This window comes from Oceanibaculum pacificum (assembly GCF_001618175.1).
Classification (GTDB): domain Bacteria; phylum Pseudomonadota; class Alphaproteobacteria; order Oceanibaculales; family Oceanibaculaceae; genus Oceanibaculum; species Oceanibaculum pacificum.
The window spans coordinates 1-19,423 of sequence record NZ_LPXN01000096.1 but is presented as its reverse complement, the minus strand read 5'-3'; the positions used below and the strand labels follow the sequence as shown (position 1 = coordinate 19,423).

Genomic DNA, 19,423 nt, shown 5'->3' with positions numbered 1-19,423 from the left:
ACAGGACAAATGCGACATGAGGCAAGCATGAGGCTCGGAATCGATCTGGGCGGCACGAAGATCGAGATCATCGCCCTGAACGAGCGCACCGGGGAGGCATTGCTGCGCGAGCGCGTGCCGACGCCGCAGGGCGACTATGACGGCACCTTGCGCGCCATCGCCGGGCTGGTGCGGATGGCCGAACAGCGCACCGGCCGGCGCGGCACGGTGGGCATCGGCATACCGGGCACCATCTCACCGGCGACCGGGCTGATCAAGAACGCCAATTCGGTCTGCCTGATCGGCCATGCGCTGGATAAGGATCTGGAGGCGATTCTCGACCGGCCGGTGCGCCTGGCCAACGACGCCAATTGTTTTGCCCTGTCGGAGGCCACGGACGGTGCGGCCGCCGGGGCGGGCGTTGTGTTCGGCGCCATCCTCGGCACCGGCTGCGGCGGCGGCATCGTGGTCGATGGGCGTCCGCTGGTCGGCCCCAACTCGATCGCCGGCGAATGGGGCCATACCCCCCTGCCCTGGCCGCAGGATGCCGAGCGGCCGGGCCCGCGCTGCTATTGCGGGCTGGATGGCTGCCTGGAGACCTTCCTGTCCGGCGGCGGCCTGGCGCTGGACTACAACGCCGCCACCGGCCAGTCACTCACCAGCCCGGATATCTGCGCCGCCGCCGCGCAAGGCGAGGAAGCGGCGGAGCTGGCGCTGCAACGCTACGAGGACCGGCTGGCCCGCGCGCTGGCCAGCATGATGAACATACTGGACCCCGACGTGATCGTGCTGGGCGGCGGCCTGTCCACGCTGGAGCGGCTGTATGTGAACGTGCCGAAGCTGTGGGGCCGCTATGTGTTTTCCGATACAGTGGTGACGCCCCTGGTGCCGCCGATGCATGGCGATTCCAGCGGCGTGCGCGGTGCCGCCTGGCTATGGCCGGAGCCGGCCAGCCAGGATATTGGGATGAATGCCGACGCCTGACGCCCCGGGGCTTTGTCGCGATTGCGGAACCCGCCTGCCGGCGGGCGCGGCCGAGGTGCGTTGCCCGGCCTGCGGCTCGCCCCGGCTGATCCGCCATGCCGAGTTGCACAGCCTGTCCATCGCGCATATCGACTGCGACGCCTTCTATGCCAGCGTCGAGAAGCGCGACGATCCGGGCCTGCGCGACAAGCCGGTGCTGATCGGCGGCGGCAAGCGCGGCGTGGTCTCGGCCGCCTGCTATGTCGCCCGGCTCTATGGCTGCCGCTCCGCCATGCCGATGTTCAAGGCGCTGAAGCTGTGCCCCAACGCCGTGGTCATCAAGCCGGATATGGCGAAATACAGCGCGGTCGGCCATCAGGTCCGCACCCTGATGCAGGGGGTGACGCCCCTGGTGCAGCCGCTGTCCATCGACGAGGCATTCCTCGATCTCGGCGGCACCGAAACGCTGCACAAGGGCAGCCCGGCGCACACGCTGGCCATGCTGGCCAAACGCATTGAGACCGAGATCGGCATCACCGTCTCCATCGGCCTCAGCTACAACAAGTTCCTGGCCAAGATCGCCTCCGACCTCGACAAGCCGCGGGGCTTCGCCATCATCGGCCAGGCGGAGGCTTTGGATTTCCTGGCGAAGCAGCCGGTCTCGCTGATCTGGGGAGTCGGCCAGGCCCTACAGGCCAAGCTGGTGAAGGACGGCGTCACCCATATCGGCCATCTGCAGCAGATGCCGGCGCGCGATCTGATCGCCCGTTATGGCGCGATGGGCGAGAGGCTGGCCAGCTTCGCCCAGGGCATCGATCCCCGCCGGGTGGAGGTCGAACGCGAGACCAAGAGTGTCTCCGCCGAGACCACCTTCGACGACGATATCGCCGACCCGGAGGAGCTGAAGCGCATCCTCTGGCGGCTTTCGGAAAAGCTGGCGAAGCGGCTGAAGGCGGCCGAACTGGCCGGGGCCGGCATCACGCTGAAGCTGAAGACGGCGGATTTCCGCACCATCACCCGCTCCAAGCATCTCGACAGCCCGACCCTGCTGGCCGACCGGCTCTATCGCACCGCCCTGCCGCTGCTGGAGCGCGAGGCGACGGGCACATCCTTCCGGCTGATCGGCATCGGCGCCAGCGACTTCGCCGATCCCTCCCAGGCCGACCCGCCCGACCTGATCGACCGCAACCGCGACCGGCAGAAGAAGATCGAGGGCGCCATGGACGCGGTGCGCAAGAAGCTCGGCGACACCGCGATCCTGAAAGGCCGAGGCCTGGCGGCGAGAAAATAACCGGGCAGAAGCAGGCTTTTGCGGCCGGAGAGCCTTTAGCAGCCAGGGCTCTTCATGCTTTCGATCTGGTCGAGATTGGCCTCGATGACGAAATCGCCATAATCCAGCTTCAGCTCCGTGGCCACGCCATTGTCGAACAGGCGCAGGCCAAGCTCATAGTCGGGCTGGCCGCTGGCCTTCGCATCCTTGCCGAAAAAGGCGAGGCGGATCGGCCAGGAGGGGCGGCGCAGCAGGGCGGGGGTTTTCTCGTCCGTCGCGGCGGGAATAAGCGCGCCGATGGCGGCCGTCACCTCCATCGCGCCCTCGACTTCGTTGCCGTCGAACACCCGGGCGCCCAGGAAGCGCTTGCCGGCCTCCGCCGCTTTCAGGATGGCCAGGGTATGTTCGGTCGGGAACATCACATTCTTCGGCAGCTCGATCTTCTCGGCCTGCGGCTGGGTGAAGGTGGCTAGGCCATCATTCCCGCCGGCATGCTCGGCCCTGCCGCTGACGCTCTCGGTATCGCCCGTCGGCCGGGCGCGTTCGACGAAGAAACGGTAGGTGGAGCCGTCCTTCGCCTCATAGGTGACGAAGGTGACAGCCATGTCGGATTCGCCGCCCTGATTGTAGAGCATGCGCAGACGGTAGCGTTGCTCGACCGTCCAGCCCTCGCAGCTATCGCCCCATTCCATCAGCATCGCGCCCTCGGCGGCCACCACCTCGCTGTTGCTGGCGGTCTTGCCGAGCGACATTTTGTAGACCGCGCGGTGCGGCGCGATATCGAACGCCAGCGCCGGACTCGATAGGGTCGCCAGCACGAGAACGCACCCGACCGCCCGCCGCACTCCATACCGCCCGCGCATCGTCATTCTCCGAAACCCTTGGGTTATCCGCGCATTCTTCATGTGATGATCTATAGTGCCCAACGGAAGGTGCAACCGCACCGCAAATCATGAAACCACAAGAGCTTGGCTCACACATCTGGAGGAAATATGGCAGAGGCCCGTCCCCGAATCCTCATCACCCGCAAGCTGCCCGCGAAGGTGGAAGCGCGGCTCGCCCGCGATTACGCGGCGACCTTCAACCCGCAGGACACCGCCTACGATGCCGAGACGTTGCTTCGCGCCAGCGCCGGCCATGACGGCCTGCTTCTCTGCCCGACCGAAAAGCTGAGCGCCGACGTCATCCAGGCGCTGCCCCCCGAGGTGCGGATCGCCGCCACCTTCTCCGTCGGCCATGACCATATCGATATCGACGCCGCGCAGGCGCGCGGCCTGACCGTCACCAACACGCCCGACGTGCTGACCGACGCCACCGCCGACACCACCTTGCTGCTGCTGCTGGCCGCCGCGCGGCGCGCCTATGAGGGCGAGCGCATGGTGCGCGAGGATCGCTGGGGCCGCTGGGAGCCGACCGGCCTGCTGGGCGTGCATGTCACCGGCAAGCGGCTGGCGATTCTGGGCATGGGCCGCATCGGCCGCGCCGTCGCCCAGCGGGCCCGCGGCTTCGACATGGAAATCCACTACAGCAACCGCAGCCGCCTGTCGCCCGAGCTGGAACGGGGAGCGATCTTCCACGAAGACCCGACGGAGATGCTGGGCATCGCCGATTTCCTGTCGATCAACTGCCCGTCGACCGAGGAAACGCATCATTTCCTCAATGCCGAGCGCATCGCCAGCATGCCTGACGGCGCGGTGGTGATAAACACGGCGCGCGGCACGATCGTGCATGACGATTCCCTGATCGCGGCGCTGACATCCGGCAAGCTGGCGGCCGCCGGCCTGGACGTGTTCGAGAACGAACCGGCGATCCATCCGGGCTACCGCGATCTTGCCAATTGCTTCCTGCTGCCGCATATCGGCAGCGCCACGACCGAGACCCGCGACGCCATGGGATTCCGGGCGCTGGACAATCTGGACGCCTTCTTCGCCGGCCGCCGGCCGGCCGACATCGTGACCTAGTTTACCCGGCAAACACTGTCCGACCGGCAGGATTTGCCGGTCGGACGACTTAAGGGAATTTCTCAACCCATTGTTATTTAACATATTAACCATCCCATAACCCGTTGGCATGGCGGTTGCTTAGGAGAGGACAGGAATTCGTTATTGGCTTGGGAGAGCCCGATCACGCCATGTCCATCGCTTTGACCGTCCTGCCACCCACCCTTGACGCTGCCGTCGGCATGAGCCCGATCAGCGTGGCCGCCTTGATGCGGCGATTGGGCGACGCGGCGGAGCATGAATCCGGCATCGAAGCCTGGCTGGCCGACACAGCAGCCCTGCTGGGCGACACGAACAGCCTGACCTCCGCCGAGATCATGCGGCTGGCCCTTGCCGTCGCCGAGGCGCGGCAGATCATCGCCCAGCAGCAGGAGCAGATCGAGAAGCTGCAGAACCTGTCCGTCACCGACGAATTGACCGGCCTGTTCAACCGCCGGGGCTTTGCCTTGCAGATGTCGACGGCGCTGGAGGAATCGCGCCGCACCGAGATCGGCGGCGTGCTGATCTATGCCGACATCGACGATTTCAAGGCGATCAACGATTGCCACGGCCACGCCGCCGGCGACGCAGCGCTGAAGAAGGTCAGCGAGACCCTGGCCGACCGGGTGCGCCGTCATGACAGCGTAGCCCGCATGGGCGGCGACGAATTCGCGGCGCTGCTGACGCGCACCAGCTCCGACTCCGGCTTCGCCCGGGCGCGCCAGTTGCTGCGCCAGCTCAACCGGCTGACGGTGGAATATAATGGCGCGACGATCCAGCTTCGCGTCAGCGTCGGCGCCGTCGCCTTCGGCCCGCAGGACACCGAGGCGACGCTGATGGCCCGCGCCGATCAGCAGATGTACCGCAACAAGCAGGCAAATCGCCGTCTGGTGAGCGTCGAGTAAGCTTTCCCGTCTGGTCCGTCCTCGCGGCGGATGCTATTGAGACGGCATGACCATTCTGATCCAAGATTCCAAAAGCCTCGCCGATTTCTGCGAGTCCCTCGCCAAGGCCGAGTATGTCACCGTCGACACGGAGTTCATGCGGGAGAAGACCTATTATCCGCAGCTCTGCCTGGTGCAGCTCGCCGGTCCGGACGCCGCCGCCGCCATCGACCCGCTGGCCCTCGGCATGGACCTGAAGCCGCTTTTCGCGCTGATGGCGAATCCCGCCGTGCTGAAGGTGTTTCACGCCGCCCGGCAGGATATCGAGATTTTCTATTTCCTCGGCAATGTCATCCCGGCGCCGCTGTTCGACACCCAGGTCGCCGCGATGGTCTGCGGCTTCGGCGATTCGGTGGGCTACGAGACGCTGGCCTCGCGCCTGGCCAATGCGCGCATCGACAAAAGCTTCCGGTTCAGCGACTGGGCCGGCCGGCCGCTTTCCGACAAGCAGCTCGACTATGCGCTGGCCGATGTGACGCATCTGCGCATCGTCTATGAAAAGCTGGCCCAGATGCTGGAGAAAAACGGCCGCGCCCATTGGCTGACCGAGGAGATGGCGGTGCTGACCGCCGCCTCGACCTACGATGCCGACCCGATGGATTCCTGGCGCCGGCTGAAGCCGCGCACCAACAGCACCAAGTTCCTGGCCGTGCTGCGCGAAATCGCCGCTTGGCGCGAGCTGGAGGCCCGCAAGCGCGATCTGCCGCGCAACCGCTTCCTGCGCGACGAGGCATTGCTGGAAATCGCCGCCCGCGAGCCGAAGAACGCCGACGAGCTTGGCAAGATCCGCGCACTGTCCAAGGGCTTCGCCGAGGGCGCCATGGGCAAGCAGTTGCTGGACGCCGTGAAGCGCGGAACCGAAGTGCCGAAGGAAGATCGCCCGCAACTGCCCGAGCGCGTCGAACTGCCGGCCGGCCGCGGCCCCATCGTCGAACTGATGAAGGTGCTGCTGAAGCTGCGCTGCGAGGAGAATGGCGTGGCGCAGAAGCTGGTGGCCAATACCGGCGATCTGGAAGCCATCGCCGCAGACGACAAGGCCGACGTGCCGGCCCTGCAAGGCTGGCGGCGCGAGATGTTCGGCGACGATGCGCTGGACCTCAAGCAGGGCCGCCTGGCGCTGACGGCCGACGGGATGACGGTGAAGATCGTCCCCGTGCAGGGGCTGGCCGCGCAATAATCCCAATTGCGACTCGCTCTTAATACTGGACTATCGCGGTCCGGTATCCTATTTCTAGGATCAAGCGAGAAGGACATGCCGATGTATCGCGACAATTCGCTGATCCCGACCGAGGCGCTGCGCCTCGCCATGCTGGGCTTCCTGGCCGAGGGGCCAAAGCGTTACGCCGATCTGGCGGCCATGGTGCGCCGCTTCGCCACCCGCGTGGCCGGGCCGTCGCTGGATTTGCTCGCCCCGTCGCTGGAGCTGCTGCGCTTCGAGGGGCTGGTTGCCCCGCTCGATGGCGAGAGCATGGAGGATAATCCCAGCCTGCGCCTGACGACCGATGGCCAGAAGGCGCTGACCGATCTGCTGACAGCCAGCATGCGCCCGGTGGTGAACGATCTGAACAAGCTGGTGCTGGCGCTGAAGCTGCGCTTCCTGCACCTGCTCGACCGCGAGGCCCGGCTGGGCCAGATCGAGATGCTGGAGGATCTGTTCCGCGCCGAACGCTCCCGCCTGATCGATCTGCGCGCCAATGAGGATGCCACCATCGTCGACGGCTTGCTGCCTGCCTGGCTGGACCAGGAAATCGCCCAGATCGACTCCCGCATCGCCTGGTGCCAGGAAATATTGGCGCAGGCGTAAGTCACCCTATCCCCGCTTCGCCGCCTTCTCCGCCGCGCGGCGGTCGCGGAACGCCTTGGCGCGGCCGGGTTTTTCCACCTGATGGCCCCGCCCCAGGGCCAGCGCGTCGGCGGGAACGTCGGCGGTGATCACGCTGCCGGCCGCCACGATCGCCCCGTCGCCGATGCTCACCGGGGCGACCAGGGCAGTGTTGGAGCCAATGAAAGCCCCCGTCCCGATGGACGTATGCTCCTTGAAGAAGCCGTCATAATTGCAGGTGATGGTGCCGGCGCCGATATTGGCCCCCGCCCCCACTGTGGCGTCGCCCAGATAGGTCAGGTGATTGGCCTTGGCGCCCGCGCCCAGCGTGGTGTTCTTCAATTCGACGAAATTACCGACATGGGCGTCGCGCCCGACATGCGCGCCCGGGCGCAGCCGGGCATAGGGGCCGACGACCGCGCCCGACTCCACCGTCGCCCCTTCGAGATGGCTGAAGGCGCGGATATCGACCCCGTCGCCAACCGTAACGCCGGGGCCGAAGACGCAGAACGGACCGACCGTCACATCGCGGCCCAGCCTGGTGTCCCAGGACAGGTAAACCGTGGCGGGATCGGTCAGCGTCGCCCCGTTCTCCATGGCGGCGGCGCGCAGAGACTGCTGCACCATCGCCTCGCCGACGGCCAGCCCGGCGCGGGTGTCGATGCCCATCACCTCCGACGGTTCGACCTCGACCACGGTGGCGCGCAGGCCGCGCCGGTTGGCGATCTCCACCAGGTCGGTCAGGTAATACTCGCCCTTGGCGTTGTCGTTCGACAATTCGGCCAGCATGTCGCGGAGATGGGCGGCGTCGATCGCCATGTAACCGCCATTGCACAGATCGATGGCGCGCTGTTCCGGCGATGCCTCGGCATATTCGACGATCTTGTAGAGATGCCCCGCCCCCACCACCAGCCGGCCATAGCGCGCCGGATCGGCCGGGCGGAAACCGACCACCACCACGGACGCCCCCTCCTCGCGGCGCTCCAGCAGCGTGCGCAGCGTCGCCTCGGACACGAAGGGGTCCGCCCCCGCCAGAACCAGCACCGTGCCGTTCTCGAAGCCGCGCAGCGCCGGCAGCGCCGCCTGCGCCGCGTGGCCAGTGCCCTGCGGCGGATTCTGCACCGCTGTCGGCAGGGGCGCGACCGCCTGGGCCACCGCCTCCCCCTCCGGCCCGACCACGACCACAATCCGCTCCGGCGTCAGGCGCGTCACTGTGTCGAGCAGGTGGCGGATCATTGGCCGGCCAGCCAGCGGATGCAGCACCTTCGGCAGGTCGGACTTCATCCGCGTGCCCTTGCCGGCGGCGAGGACGATGGCGGCGACGGGATGCTTCGGCGTGTAATCGGTCATGGCGGATATGATCCTGGTGCGGATTGTCTGACGGTTCTATCGTTCCGGCCCTATCTGGATCAACGACCATCGTAGCGATATGCTCCCCTCCGACGCTTCCCGCGCCCTGATCTTCGACCTGGACGGCACGCTGATCGACAGCGTGATCGACCTGGCCCAGGCCCTGAACGTGCTGCTGGCGGAACGGCACAGACCGGCCGTCCGGCTGGCCCAGGTAAAGGGATTCGTCGGCGACGGGGCACTGAAGCTGGTGGAACGCGCCTTCGCCGCGACGGGCGGCCCGGACGCCCTTGATACGCTGCCGGCGCTGACGCAGCGATTCATCGCGATCTATGAATCGATCCCGGCGACGCCGGCGCAGCTCTATCCCGATGTGGCGACCGTGCTGGCCGGGCTGCGGCAGACCGGGCTGCGCCTCGGCCTGTGCACCAACAAGCCGCAGAGCGCCACGGAAAAGCTGCTGCCGCAACTTGGCCTGGGCGATTTGTTCGATGCAGTGGTGGGCGGTGACGCGCTGCCGGTGCGCAAGCCGGCGCCGGCGCATCTGCAGGCCGTGATCGACCGGCTGGGCATCGCCAACGACCGGGCGATCATGATCGGCGACAACGATAATGACGCCGCCGTCGCGCGAGGCTGCGGCGTGCCCTTCATCGCCATGCTGTACGGCTATCCGCGCGTGCCGGTCGCCGAATTGGGCGCCGCCGCCCTGCTGGAACGATTCGCCGAGCTGCCCGGCGCGATCAATTGCATCTGGGGCGAGAGCATCGCTTGACAGGGCCGCCCCTGCCGCCCTATACGAAGGCCCTTCGCGGCGAACGCTGCGGAAGACGGGCGGTTAGCTCAGCGGGAGAGCACACGCTTCACACGCGTGGGGTCACTGGTTCAATCCCAGTACCGCCCACCATTCCCCCAAGGCGCTACATGGGCTGCTGCACGATGCAGCCATACCAGCCAAGGCCGCGATAGGTCTCGTAGCCGGGGGTGGCGGCGAAACCGACCGTATTGCCCTTCTCGTCACGATAGAAGCCATCGCGCCGGACGCCGGCCTGCAACGGCAGGGTTTCGGTCAGCACGCCCTTGCCGTCGGACGCGGCAAGCACGCGAAACTGTCGGTCGAGCAGCAGCACGCGGGTTTTCTCCCGCTCATCCGGGGTCAGCCGCACGCCCTGCACGATGCTCTCGGCCTGCGGCCCCCAGTCGAAATGCACGCCCAGCACGCCCAGCACCTTGCCGTTGGCCAACCCCCCTTCGCGGATCGCCGTGGCGTAGGTAGCAACCGGCCGCTTGCCCAGATCGGCCGCGATGGCGATATCGGCCACGGCATAATCGTCGCCGGTGCGGGTCGCCAGCCCGTCCTGGAACCAGCGCTCGCGCGATACGTCCCGGCCGGCCATGGGATAATGCTGCGGCCGGCCATTGGCGATCACCCGCCCCTCGGCATCGGCGACCCAGAGATCGAGATAGACGGTATAGGCCGACAGGATGACGCCCAGGCGTTGTGCGGCATGGGCACAGCGCTCCGGCGTGGGGTCGGCGGCGCATTCGACGATGGCGCTGTCGGTCGCCCACCAGCGCACGTCGCATGTCCGCTCATAGAGGTTGCGATCGATCAGCTCCACCGCGTTCAGCGCCAGATCGACCAGCCGATGACCGCTGATCTGCTCGACCATGGCGCTGCCGAGCCGCTGCAAGGCGTCGACCCGCTGCGCCAGCTCGCTTTCCAGCGCGTTCGAGATGGTCTCGATTTCGGTGGAAACGTCGCGCACCTCGCCGGCGACCACCGCGAAGCCACGCCCCGCATCGCCTGCCCGCGCCGCCTCGATCAGCGCGTTCAGCGCCAGCATCTTGGTGCGCCCGGTGATCGCGCGGATCGCCGCCACCTTTTCCCGCGTTACCCCGGCGACATCGCCCGTCAGCTCGACGATGCGTTCCGGCCGCACGCTGGCTGCGCCGGCCTCCCCCTCGTCACCGCTTCGCTTATGCACAGACAACATCATCGTCACCGCTCCCCCAAGCCGGCATAACTCGTAAAGCTCCCCTTGCGCTTTTGTCGCCGCCCTTAATCAGAACCGCGTTTATTATGCATGCAGCATTATCGGCAAAGGTTAATTTTTCATTGATTTTCATTATCATGGGTTCATACGAGAATACGCATGGCGGCGGCGGCGACACTCCGATAAAAAGATTAACGAGTTCCGTAGACAAGGGCATGGGGACAGCCGCCGGGCAGCCGAGGGAAATGCATGTCGAGAAGCTACACCAAACGGGAAGCGCAGGAGATGCTGGTCGCGCTGGAACGGCAGGCGCGGGATATCGTCATGGTGGCGGCGAAGGCGGAACAGACCGCCACCAAGCACAGCTTCAACCTGTATCGGCAATTTCGCGACCGGGTCTCGGAATTCGAGACGTTCGGCATTCTGATCGAGAACCGGCTGCGCAATCTGGAAACCGGCCGCGACGAACGGCTGGACGAGCAGTTCGACGCGCTGAACATCCTGATTTCCAAATCGGTGATCCGCGCGAGCACGAAATTCTTCCTGGCGCTCAGCAAGAGCCCCGCCCTGCCGCTCGGTTCGCGCGAGGTGTTCCTGCAGGAGTTGCGCAGCCTGCATGAGGCGCGCAACAAGCTGTCGGAACCGCGCTACGAGCATCTGCTGGACGAGGAGACCCAGCGCAACCTGCGGGTCGCGGAAAATATCCTCACCGAAGTCATCGAGCGCGCGCCCAGCCTGCTCGACTTCTCCAAGCGGGAAACCGCATAACGCCGCCGCATGACGCGCTTGCCCTGCCGCCTCTTGCCAGCCGCCGCCGGAACCCGCTACACGAAGAGATAAGAAAAACGGGAGGATAATCAGGATGGGCCAAAGGCTCGCCGGCAAAAAAGCCTTCGTCACCGCCGCCGGCCAGGGTATCGGCCGCGCCTCGGCCCTCGCCTTCGCCCGGGAGGGCGCGCGAGTCGTCGCCACCGATATCAACGCCGCGGCGCTCGACAGCCTGGCCGCCGAGGCGCCGGGCATCGCCACCCGCCTGCTGGATGTGACCGACAGCGCCGCCGTCGCCGCGGCGGCGCAAGAGACCGGCGCGGTCGATGTGCTGTTCAGTTGCGCCGGCTTCGTCGCCAATGGCACGATCCTGGAATGTGAGGAGAAGGATTACGATTTTTCCTTCGAGCTGAACACCAAGGCGATGTACCGCGTCACCCGCGCCTTCCTGCCGGCGATGATCGCCGGGGGCGGCGGGTCGATCATCCTGATGTCCTCCGTCGCCTCCTCGGCGGCGGGCGTGCCGAACCGCTTCGTCTATTCCGCCAGCAAGGCGGCGGTGATCGGCATGACGAAATCCATCGCCATCGACTTCATCGCCAAGGGCATACGCTGCAATGCGATCTGCCCCGGCACGGTGGAGACGCCGTCGTTGCAGGGCCGCATCGACGCCTTCGCCGATCCCGTCGCCGCCCGGCAGGCCTTCATCGCCCGCCAGCCCATGGGCCGGCTGGGCACGGCCGAGGAGATCGCCGCGCTGGCGCTCTATCTCGCCTCCGACGAATCGGCCTACACCACCGGCGTAGCCCATATGATCGATGGCGGGCTGACGCTCTAAGCTGAACACGAAGCCTTAAACTGGGAGGATTATCATGCGGTTGCTGCGCTATGGCGAGGCGGGTAAGGAAAAGCCGGGTATTCTGGATGCGGACGGCAAGCTGCGCGACCTGTCCGGCCACCTGCCGGACATCACCGGCGACGCCCTCACCCCGGACGGGCTGAAGAAGCTGGCCGGCATCGATGCGAAGAGCCTGCCGGAAGTCGCTGGCAGCCCGCGCCTGGGCTGTCCGATCGCCAATATCGGCAAGGTGATCTGCGTCGGCCTGAATTATTCCGACCATGCCGCCGAAACCGGCATGGCGGTGCCGTCCGAGCCGATCATCTTTATGAAGGCGACCACCGCCATCAACGGCCCGAACGATCCTGTGATCATCCCGAAAAACTCGAAGAAGACCGACTGGGAAGTCGAGCTGGGCATCGTCATCGGCAAGAAGGCGCAATATGTCGACGAGGCCAACTCACTCGATTACGTCGCCGGCTATGTGCTGGTGAACGACGTGTCCGAGCGTGAATTCCAGATCGAGCGCCAGGGCCAGTGGGTGAAGGGCAAGAGCGCCGACACCTTTGCCCCCATCGGCCCCTGGCTGGTGACCAAGGACGAAATCGCCGATCCGCAGAATCTGAAGATGTGGCTCGATGTCGACGGCCAGCGCTACCAGGATGGCTCGACCAAGACGATGGTGTATGGCGTGAAGCATCTGGTCAGCTATATCAGCCAGTTCATGACGCTGATGCCTGGCGACGTGATTCCCACCGGCACCCCGCCGGGCGTCGGCGCGGGCATGAAGCCGCCGGTCTTTTTGAAACCGGGCAACGTCATGCGCCTGGGTATCGAGGGCCTGGGCGAGCAGCGTCAGGACGTAAAGGCGTATCAAGGCTGATGAGCGGATATAACGGCCTGTCCGGGGACGCGCTGGAGCGGGAGTATAACCCGCGCCGCGCGGTCCCGGACTTTCAGCGCTTCCTCGATAGCCAGATCGCCCGCAGCGCGGCAACCCGCAAGGCGCTGCGCTGCAGCCTTGACGTGCGCTACGGCGACGGGCCGCTGCAGACGCTGGACGTGTTCCCCGCCGCCGATCCGCGCGCGCCGATCCATGTGTTCATTCATGGCGGCTATTGGCGCGGCCTGGACAAGAGCGTCTACAGCTTCATCGCCGAACCGCTGGTCGCCGCCGGGGCCACGGTCGTAATGCTGAATTACGACCTTGCGCCGGCGCTGGCCATTGGCGAGATCGTCGAGCAGACCCGGCAGGCGGTGCATTGGATTTACGCCAATGGCGGCGCGCTGGGCGGCGATCCGGACCGGCTATACCTGTCCGGCCACTCGGCGGGCGGGCATCTGGCGGCGATGATGCTGGCGCAGGATTGGGCGGCTCAAGGATTGCCGGGCGATGTTCTGAAGGGCGTTATTGCCGTCTCCGGCGTCTATGACCTGGAGCCGGTAACGTTGCTGGCGGTGAATGCGGAGATTGGCCTGACGCCCGACCATGCGGCGGCGACGAGTCTGGTGGCGCATCCGCCTCTGCCAATCTGCCCGGTGCTGGTGGCGGTCGGCGGCGGCGAGACCGGCGATTGGATCCGCCAGTCCCTGGAATTCGCGCGGCTGTGCCGGCAGCGCGGCTTGGTGACGGATTACTGGGAAATCGGCAGCGAGAATCACTTCTCGATCTGCGACCGCATGGGCGAGGCGCATCACCCGCTGACGCGGGCGATGCTGGCCCAGATGGGACTTTGAGGAACTCGCGGCGTTAGCGCATCTGACGCAACAGATCGCGCAGCAGGCCGGTGGCGTCACGGCGCAAGGCAGGGCTTGCGCCCAGCGCCACGCCAGCCGCCAGCATGCCCAGCGTGCCAGCCTTGGCGTTCTTATGCAGCGCCAATTCCAGCTCCGCCTGAAGCAACTGCAGCTCCGCCGCCGTTGCGGCCGCGGCGGCGCTGCGCTGATTTTGTATCCGCACTGCCTTGCGCTGGGTGATCGCCCAGACACCGACGCCGATGGCCGCCGCCAGCAGCAGGGCGACGGCAGCGACGATCAGGGCGGCATCGGGTGCCGGTATGCGCCGGGCCAGGCCGAGATAGCCGGCAATCGCCAGGAAGACGAGGCCAATGCTGGCCACGCCCCCGGCGACGACATAACCCGCGACGCGCACGCCAAGACGTGCGGCCGAATCCTTCGCCGAACGGATTTCCGCCTTGGCGAGAGGACCGACGATGTTGAGCAGGTAATTCACGCTGCCGCCGATCAATGGCGATCGAACAGCTTGCCCAGCAGCAACCCTGCGCCGAAGGCAATCAGCATGCTCTGCAGCGGCTTGTCCTCGATGTGGCGTTCCACGGCGGCCACACCCTCCTGACCGCGCACCTTGGCAGTGCCGGCCATACGCTCGATCTCTTCGCGCATGGTGGCGACCTTTTCGCGAAGCTGCGCAGTCTTCTCATCGACGCTGGCCGAGGCGGTTTCGCCGACCGTCTTGGTCAAGGAGGCGATGTCCTTGCGCAGGGCGGCCAGATCAGCCTTGATCGCATCGATTTCTGCGGGTTGCGAATTCGCCATAACCGTCTCCTTAAACTTTCATATACAACAAAGCCGGCTGTTTTGCCGGTTGCCTATAGAACCACCCATAATGGAGAAAAGTTCCCGCTGAGGCGCGAAAAAACGCAAGGGAACGAATGACCGTCCTAGCCGTTGGTTATGGACGAGCGGCAGAATGCCTTTCGCGCATTGGGGGAAAGAGGCTTTTCATGGCCGATACATCGGCATCGCCAGAAAACGCAAATCCAGCGGGCTCAGAATCGCCGGACGCCGCGCCCGACGAGGCCGTGCAGCCGAAACCGGCGGTGCCGAATCCGCCGCGGCCCGCAACTTTCAAGGATCTCTTCGAGGCGCAGGACGTCACCAAGATGGTGGGGCTCATCATGCTTGGCCTCGCCCTCATGTATACGGTCTATTTCGCCAAGCCGATCCTGCTGCCGGTCTTTCTGGCCCTGCTGCTGGCGATCCTGTTGTTGCCATTGGTGAAGCTGATCTGCCAGATCGGCATCCCGCAAACCCTGGGCTCGTTTCTGGTGGTGGCGCTGCTGACCGGGGCCACGGGCGTCGGCGGCTACCAACTGGCCGGACCGGCGCTGGAATATCTGGATTTCGGCCCCAACCTGGTGCTGAACGTCGAACGCAAGCTGGCCGATCTGAAACTGCCGCTGCAAAAGGCGCGCGAAGCCTCCGAGAAAATCGCCGAGATGACGAACATCGAGGAGAAGGATGGCAGCCAGCCCGCCCGTGTCGTCGTCATGGACAAAAGCCTGGCCGAAACCATGGCCGAGCATGTCCAGTCGGTCATCTTCACCGGCGTCATCACGGTGGTGCTGTTGTTCTTCCTGCTGGCGGAAGGCCCGCGGACGATCGGCCGTATCGTGGAATCGATGCAGGTGAACGAGCGACGACGGCGCACCCGCCGGGTGTTCCTGGAAATCCAGTGGAAGATTTCCGTCTATCTGCGCACCGTGACCTTGATCAACACGGCCCTCGGCATTCTGACCGCCGGGCTGATGTGGGCGCTGGGCATGCCAAGCCCCCTGCTTTGGGGCGCAATGGCGGGCTTCCTGAATTTCCTGCCCTATGTCGGGCCGGCCATCACCGCCGGGATCATCGCCCTGGTGGCGCTGCTGACCTTCGATTCCTGGACCCAGATCCTGCTGCCGCCGCTGGGCTTCTACGTGCTGACCTCGATCGAGGGGCAGGTGATAACGCCGATGATTTTAGGCCGCCAGCTGACGTTGAACCCGATCCTGGTGTTCGGCACCGTGCTGCTGTGGGGCTGGCTCTGGGGCGTGCCGGGCGCACTGCTCGCCGTGCCGATTCTCGCCATCGGCAAGATCATCGTGAACAATCTCGAAGAATCCCCGCCCGCCCTGCGCGCCGCGATGGAATAGAAGCAAGCGAGGGGCCGGATAAGGCCCCTCGCCCGACCGTCCTCAGCGCAACGAATTGCAGAAGCGCTGGATCTTCGTGCAGGCCAACTCCAGCTGTTCGGTGGAGGTGGCGTAGGAGATGCGGAAATGCGGGGACAGGCCGAACGCCTCGCCCTGCACCACGGCCACGCCCTCGGCCTCCAGCAGCGCGGTGGCGAAGTCGGTATCGGTCTCGATCACCTTGCCTTCCGGCGTCTTCTTGCCGATCGACCCGGCGCAGGACGGATAGACATAGAACGCGCCGTCCGGCTTCGGGCAGGACAGGCCGTTGGCCTGATTCAGCATCGAGACGACAAGATCGCGGCGCTGCTTGAAGACCTCGTTGCGCTCCTTGATGTAGCCGGTGTCGCCGTTCAGCGCGGCGGTCGCCGCCGCCTGGCTGATCGAGGACGGATTCGAGGTCGATTGCGACTGGATCACGCCGATCGCCTTGATCAGCGCCTCCGGCCCGGCGGCGTAGCCGATGCGCCAGCCGGTCATCGAATAGGCCTTGGACACGCCGTTGCAGGTCAGCGTGCGGTCATACAGCTTCGGCTCGACCTCGACCGGGGTGCAGAATTTGAAATCGTCATAGACGAGATGCTCGTACATATCGTCGGTCATGATGTGGACGTGCGGGTGCTTCAGCAGCACGTCGGTGACCGCCTTCATGTCGTCCCAGGTATAGCCGGCGCCGGTCGGGTTGGACGGGCTGTTCAGGATGATCCATTTGGTCTTCGGCGTAATCGCCTTCTCCAGATCGGCCGGCTGCAGCTTGAAGCCATTCTCCTGCGGGCACTGCACGATGACCGGCGTGCCCTCTGCCAGCAGCACCATGTCGGGATAGCTGACCCAGTAGGGAGCCGGGATGATGACCTCGTCGCCCGGATCGAGCGTCGCCATCAGCGCGTTGTACAGCACCTGCTTGCCGCCGGTGCCGACGGTCACTTGCGACAGCTTGTAGTCCAGCCCGTTCTCGCGCTTGAACTTGTCGCAGATCGCCTGTTTCAGCTCGTTGGTGCCATCGACATTGGTGTATTTCGTCTGGCCCTTGCGGATCGCCTCGATGGCGGCTTCCTTGACGAAATCGATGGTATCGAAATCCGGCTCGCCGGCGGACAGGGCAATGACCTTGCGGCCCTGCGCCTGCAGCTCGCGCGCCTTCATCGAGACGGCGATGGTGGGAGACGGCTTGATCCGGTTCAGGCGCTGGGCGATCAGAGCCATAATATTCCTCGTTGACGGCTGTTTAAGGGGCGATTTGTCAGTGTTGCTGGCAGGCGCGAACCCTACGCCCAGGCGGTAGCCCGTTCAACGGCTTTTCGCGGCGATCCGGGAGATTTACCCCGCAAGACTGCCCCCGCCTAAACACATGGCCGCCCAGCAAGCATGGCGGGACTTTTTGCCGCGTCGCCGCCTATACTTGAGCCATGCCAATGCTCTCCCGCCTGGGCCCGTTCGGGCGCGCCTTCTCGCATGCCAATTACCGCGTCTATTTCGCCGGCAACGCGCTGTCGCTGATCGGCACCTGGATGCAGCGCATCGGCATCGGCTGGGTGGCGTGGGAGCTGACCGGCTCCAGCGCCTGGCTCGGCATCGTCGCCTTCGCCGACCTGGCGCCGACCGTGCTGGTCACCATCTTCGCTGGCGTCTGGGTGGACCGCATCGGCCCGATGGGCGTGGCCCGCGTGGCGCAGATTCTGCAGGTTGTGCAAGCCCTCGCCCTGGCCGCGCTGGTGCTGACCGGCACGATCAATATCTGGCTGCTGATCCTGCTGACCGCCTTCCAGGGCACGGTGACCGCCTTCTACCAGCCGGCGCGGCTGGCGCTGATACCGCAGCTGGTGCCACGCGAGGACATGTCGGCCGCCATCGCCCTGAACGCGATCAATTTCAACCTGGCCCGCTTCATCGGCCCAGCCATCGCCGGCGCGCTGATCGCGGCCGGCGGCGCGCAATGGGCCTTCGCCGCCAACGCGCTGACTTATATCGCCTTCTTCGTCTCGCTGGTGCTTTTGAAGATACCGCCCTTCACGCCCCGATTGGGCGAAAAGCGCTCAGTCCTGTCCGATGTCGGCGAAGGCTATCGCTATGCCGTGCAGCACCCCGGCATCGGGCCGCTGCTGGTGCTGGTGATCATCACCTCCACCTGCCTGCGCGGGGTGTTCGAGCTGATGCCCGCCTATGCCGATCAGATGTTCCATGCCGGCCCGGAAGGGCTGGGGCTGCTGACCGCCGCCACCGGCGCGGGCTCCATCGTGGCCGGGCTGTGGCTGGGGCTGCGCGGCAGCGTGCAGGGCCTGACCCGGATATCGCTGTGGGGCATTCTGGGCAGCTGCCTCAGCCTCACCGCCTTCGCCGCCACCGAGATTCTCTGGTTCGGCATGCTGACCATCGGCATCACCGGCGCCACGCTGCTGATGAACGGCGTCGGCATGCAGACACTGATGCAGAACGCCGTCACCAGCGAGATGCGCGGCCGGGTGATGGGGCTGTACTGGATGATCTTCCGCGGCGGCCCGGCCTTCGGCGCGCTGGCGCTGGGCGCGGCGTCGGACATGTTCGGCCTGCATTGGCCGCTGGTCGGCGCCTGTATCCTGTCGGTGCTGGCCTGGGCCTGGTGCCGGAAACGCTTGCCCCGCATGGCGCAGGCGTTGGAAGCTGGAACCGGAGATTAGATCAAGGGAGGATGAAGAGATGAACGCCGTGACGATGCCGTCGAACCGCCCGGTCCGCGAGCTGGTCAGCCCCGAGGAATGGCAGACCCGGATCGACCTCGCCGCCTGCTACCGGCTGACCGCGCTGTATGGCATGACCGACCTGACCGCGACCCATATCTCGGCCCGCGTGCCGGGGGTGGAAGGCCAGTTCCTGATCAACCCGCACGGCATGTTCTTCGATGAGATCACCGCCTCCAGCCTGGTGAAGGTCGATCATGACGGCAACATCCTGCTGCCCTCGCCCTATCCGGTGAACCGCGCCGGCTACGTCATCCATTCCGCGATCCATGCCGCGCGCGAGGATGTCGATTGCGTGCTGCACACCCATACCCGCGCCGGCATGGCGGTCTCGGCGATGGAATGCGGCTTGCTGCCGATCAGCCAGCATTCGATGCGCTTCTACAACCGCCTTGGCTATCACGATTACGAGGGGCTGGCGCAGGACGAGGACGAGAAGAAGCGGCTGGTCCGCGACCTCGGCACGCACCGCGCGATGATCCTGCGCAATCACGGCCTGCTCAGCGCCGGGCGCACCATCCCGGAAGCCTTCAGCCTGATCCATTATCTGGAGAAATGCTGCCAGTCGCAGATCGACGCGCTCTCCGGCGGCCAGAAGCTCACCCTCCCGCCCGGCCAGGTCTGCGAGCACACCGCCCGCCAGTACGAGGCATTCGGCATCCTGGGATCGCGCGACTGGCCCGGCCACCTCCGCCGCCTCGACAAGCTGGACCCCAGCTACAGGGAGTAGGTGGCCATATCCTCGGCATAGTGGGCGCAGGGGGGAAACGCAGCACAAGCTATTATAATACTAACCGCTGCCACATATGACCTCATGCTGAGGAGCCA

At 65.7% G+C, this 19,423-nt stretch carries 20 protein-coding genes and 1 tRNA gene; 15 read left to right on the top strand and 6 right to left on the bottom strand.

All coding sequences use genetic code 11. The features are described 5' to 3' along the window. The first annotated feature begins 27 nt into the window (after positions 1 to 27). Both AUP43_RS07585 and AUP43_RS07580 read left to right on the top strand, forming a co-directional pair. Entirely contained in the window at positions 28 to 963 is a 936-nt protein-coding gene (locus AUP43_RS07585; protein WP_067554630.1) for an ROK family protein, read from the top strand. Beyond that, complete coding sequence (locus AUP43_RS07580) at positions 950 to 2,233, top strand: DNA polymerase IV (protein WP_067554627.1); 1,284 nt, start codon at positions 950 to 952, stop codon at positions 2,231 to 2,233. Before AUP43_RS07585 ends, AUP43_RS07580 begins: the two co-directional genes overlap by 14 nt. A gap of 35 nt (positions 2,234 to 2,268) precedes the next feature. Here the strand turns inward: AUP43_RS07580 and AUP43_RS07575 are convergent, their stop codons facing one another. Beyond that, complete coding sequence (locus AUP43_RS07575) at positions 2,269 to 3,075, bottom strand: cell envelope integrity EipB family protein (protein ID WP_198154845.1); 807 nt, start codon at positions 3,073 to 3,075, stop codon at positions 2,269 to 2,271. A gap of 129 nt (positions 3,076 to 3,204) precedes the next feature. Here AUP43_RS07575 and AUP43_RS07570 point away from each other — a divergent pair, with 129 nt between their 5' ends. The 4 genes from AUP43_RS07570 (at position 3,205) to AUP43_RS07555 (ending at position 6,939) form a co-directional block, all read left to right on the top strand. Further along, a complete protein-coding gene (locus tag AUP43_RS07570) occupies positions 3,205 to 4,173 on the top strand; it encodes a 2-hydroxyacid dehydrogenase (RefSeq protein WP_067554621.1) in 969 nt (322 codons plus the stop codon). Between the two features lie 170 nt (positions 4,174 to 4,343). Next, positions 4,344 to 5,096 (top strand): GGDEF domain-containing protein, encoded by a 753-nt coding sequence (locus tag AUP43_RS07565; protein WP_067554618.1) that lies wholly within the window; start codon positions 4,344 to 4,346, stop codon positions 5,094 to 5,096. Positions 5,097 to 5,142: 46 nt separating this feature from the next. Further along, entirely contained in the window at positions 5,143 to 6,312 is a 1,170-nt protein-coding gene (gene rnd, locus AUP43_RS07560) for a ribonuclease D (RefSeq protein ID WP_067554615.1), read from the top strand. 81 nt (positions 6,313 to 6,393) lie between these two features. Next, positions 6,394 to 6,939, top strand: a complete 546-nt coding sequence (locus AUP43_RS07555; protein ID WP_067554714.1) for a hypothetical protein — start codon at positions 6,394 to 6,396, stop codon at positions 6,937 to 6,939. Positions 6,940 to 6,945: 6 nt separating this feature from the next. Here the strand turns inward: AUP43_RS07555 and glmU are convergent, their stop codons facing one another. After that, positions 6,946 to 8,307, bottom strand: coding sequence for a bifunctional UDP-N-acetylglucosamine diphosphorylase/glucosamine-1-phosphate N-acetyltransferase GlmU (glmU, locus tag AUP43_RS07550; RefSeq protein ID WP_067554612.1), 1,362 nt, complete (start codon positions 8,305 to 8,307; stop codon positions 6,946 to 6,948). A 79-nt stretch (positions 8,308 to 8,386) separates the two neighbouring features. On the opposite strand from glmU, the gene gph reads away from it, so the two are divergent. Both gph and AUP43_RS07540 read left to right on the top strand, forming a co-directional pair. Further along, a complete protein-coding gene (gene gph / locus AUP43_RS07545) occupies positions 8,387 to 9,079 on the top strand; it encodes a phosphoglycolate phosphatase (protein ID WP_067554609.1) in 693 nt (230 codons plus the stop codon). A gap of 57 nt (positions 9,080 to 9,136) precedes the next feature. Further along, a tRNA-Val gene (locus AUP43_RS07540) sits at positions 9,137 to 9,211 on the top strand. Between the two features lie 13 nt (positions 9,212 to 9,224). On the opposite strand, the gene AUP43_RS19560 is transcribed toward AUP43_RS07540, so the two are convergent. Then, the gene (locus AUP43_RS19560) at positions 9,225 to 10,301 is read right to left on the bottom strand and encodes a methyl-accepting chemotaxis protein (RefSeq protein WP_067554711.1); all 1,077 of its coding nucleotides are present in this window, start codon (positions 10,299 to 10,301) and stop codon (positions 9,225 to 9,227) included. Positions 10,302 to 10,550: 249 nt separating this feature from the next. On the opposite strand from AUP43_RS19560, the gene AUP43_RS07530 reads away from it, so the two are divergent. From AUP43_RS07530 to AUP43_RS07515, 4 genes are all read left to right on the top strand, one after another. Next, positions 10,551 to 11,069: a hypothetical protein gene (locus tag AUP43_RS07530; RefSeq protein ID WP_232314913.1), complete on the top strand. Its 519-nt coding sequence runs from the start codon at positions 10,551 to 10,553 to the stop codon at positions 11,067 to 11,069. 94 nt (positions 11,070 to 11,163) lie between these two features. Next, positions 11,164 to 11,907: an SDR family oxidoreductase gene (locus tag AUP43_RS07525; RefSeq protein ID WP_067554606.1), complete on the top strand. Its 744-nt coding sequence runs from the start codon at positions 11,164 to 11,166 to the stop codon at positions 11,905 to 11,907. Positions 11,908 to 11,941: 34 nt separating this feature from the next. Continuing rightward, positions 11,942 to 12,790, top strand: a complete 849-nt coding sequence (locus tag AUP43_RS07520; protein ID WP_067554603.1) for a fumarylacetoacetate hydrolase family protein — start codon at positions 11,942 to 11,944, stop codon at positions 12,788 to 12,790. Then, entirely contained in the window at positions 12,790 to 13,644 is an 855-nt protein-coding gene (locus AUP43_RS07515) for an alpha/beta hydrolase (RefSeq protein ID WP_067554600.1), read from the top strand. Before AUP43_RS07520 ends, AUP43_RS07515 begins: the two co-directional genes overlap by 1 nt. A 13-nt stretch (positions 13,645 to 13,657) precedes the next feature. On the opposite strand, the gene AUP43_RS07510 is transcribed toward AUP43_RS07515, so the two are convergent. Further along, complete coding sequence (locus AUP43_RS07510; protein WP_157089269.1) at positions 13,658 to 14,140, bottom strand: hypothetical protein; 483 nt, start codon at positions 14,138 to 14,140, stop codon at positions 13,658 to 13,660. An 11-nt stretch (positions 14,141 to 14,151) separates the two neighbouring features. Further along, on the bottom strand, positions 14,152 to 14,463 hold the full coding sequence (locus AUP43_RS07505; protein ID WP_067554594.1) for a DUF883 family protein: 312 nt from the start codon (positions 14,461 to 14,463) through the stop codon (positions 14,152 to 14,154). Positions 14,464 to 14,651: 188 nt separating this feature from the next. Between AUP43_RS07505 and AUP43_RS07500 the strand changes: the two genes are divergently transcribed. Beyond that, positions 14,652 to 15,839, top strand: coding sequence for an AI-2E family transporter (locus AUP43_RS07500; protein ID WP_067554591.1), 1,188 nt, complete (start codon positions 14,652 to 14,654; stop codon positions 15,837 to 15,839). A gap of 42 nt (positions 15,840 to 15,881) precedes the next feature. Here the strand turns inward: AUP43_RS07500 and AUP43_RS07495 are convergent, their stop codons facing one another. After that, entirely contained in the window at positions 15,882 to 17,084 is a 1,203-nt protein-coding gene (locus AUP43_RS07495; protein WP_067554588.1) for a pyridoxal phosphate-dependent aminotransferase, read from the bottom strand. A gap of 209 nt (positions 17,085 to 17,293) precedes the next feature. On the opposite strand from AUP43_RS07495, the gene AUP43_RS07490 reads away from it, so the two are divergent. Beyond that, positions 17,294 to 18,535, top strand: coding sequence for an MFS transporter (locus AUP43_RS07490; RefSeq protein ID WP_067554584.1), 1,242 nt, complete (start codon positions 17,294 to 17,296; stop codon positions 18,533 to 18,535). Between the two features lie 19 nt (positions 18,536 to 18,554). Continuing rightward, complete coding sequence (locus AUP43_RS07485; protein WP_067554581.1) at positions 18,555 to 19,325, top strand: class II aldolase/adducin family protein; 771 nt, start codon at positions 18,555 to 18,557, stop codon at positions 19,323 to 19,325. Positions 19,326 to 19,423 lie beyond the last annotated feature (98 nt).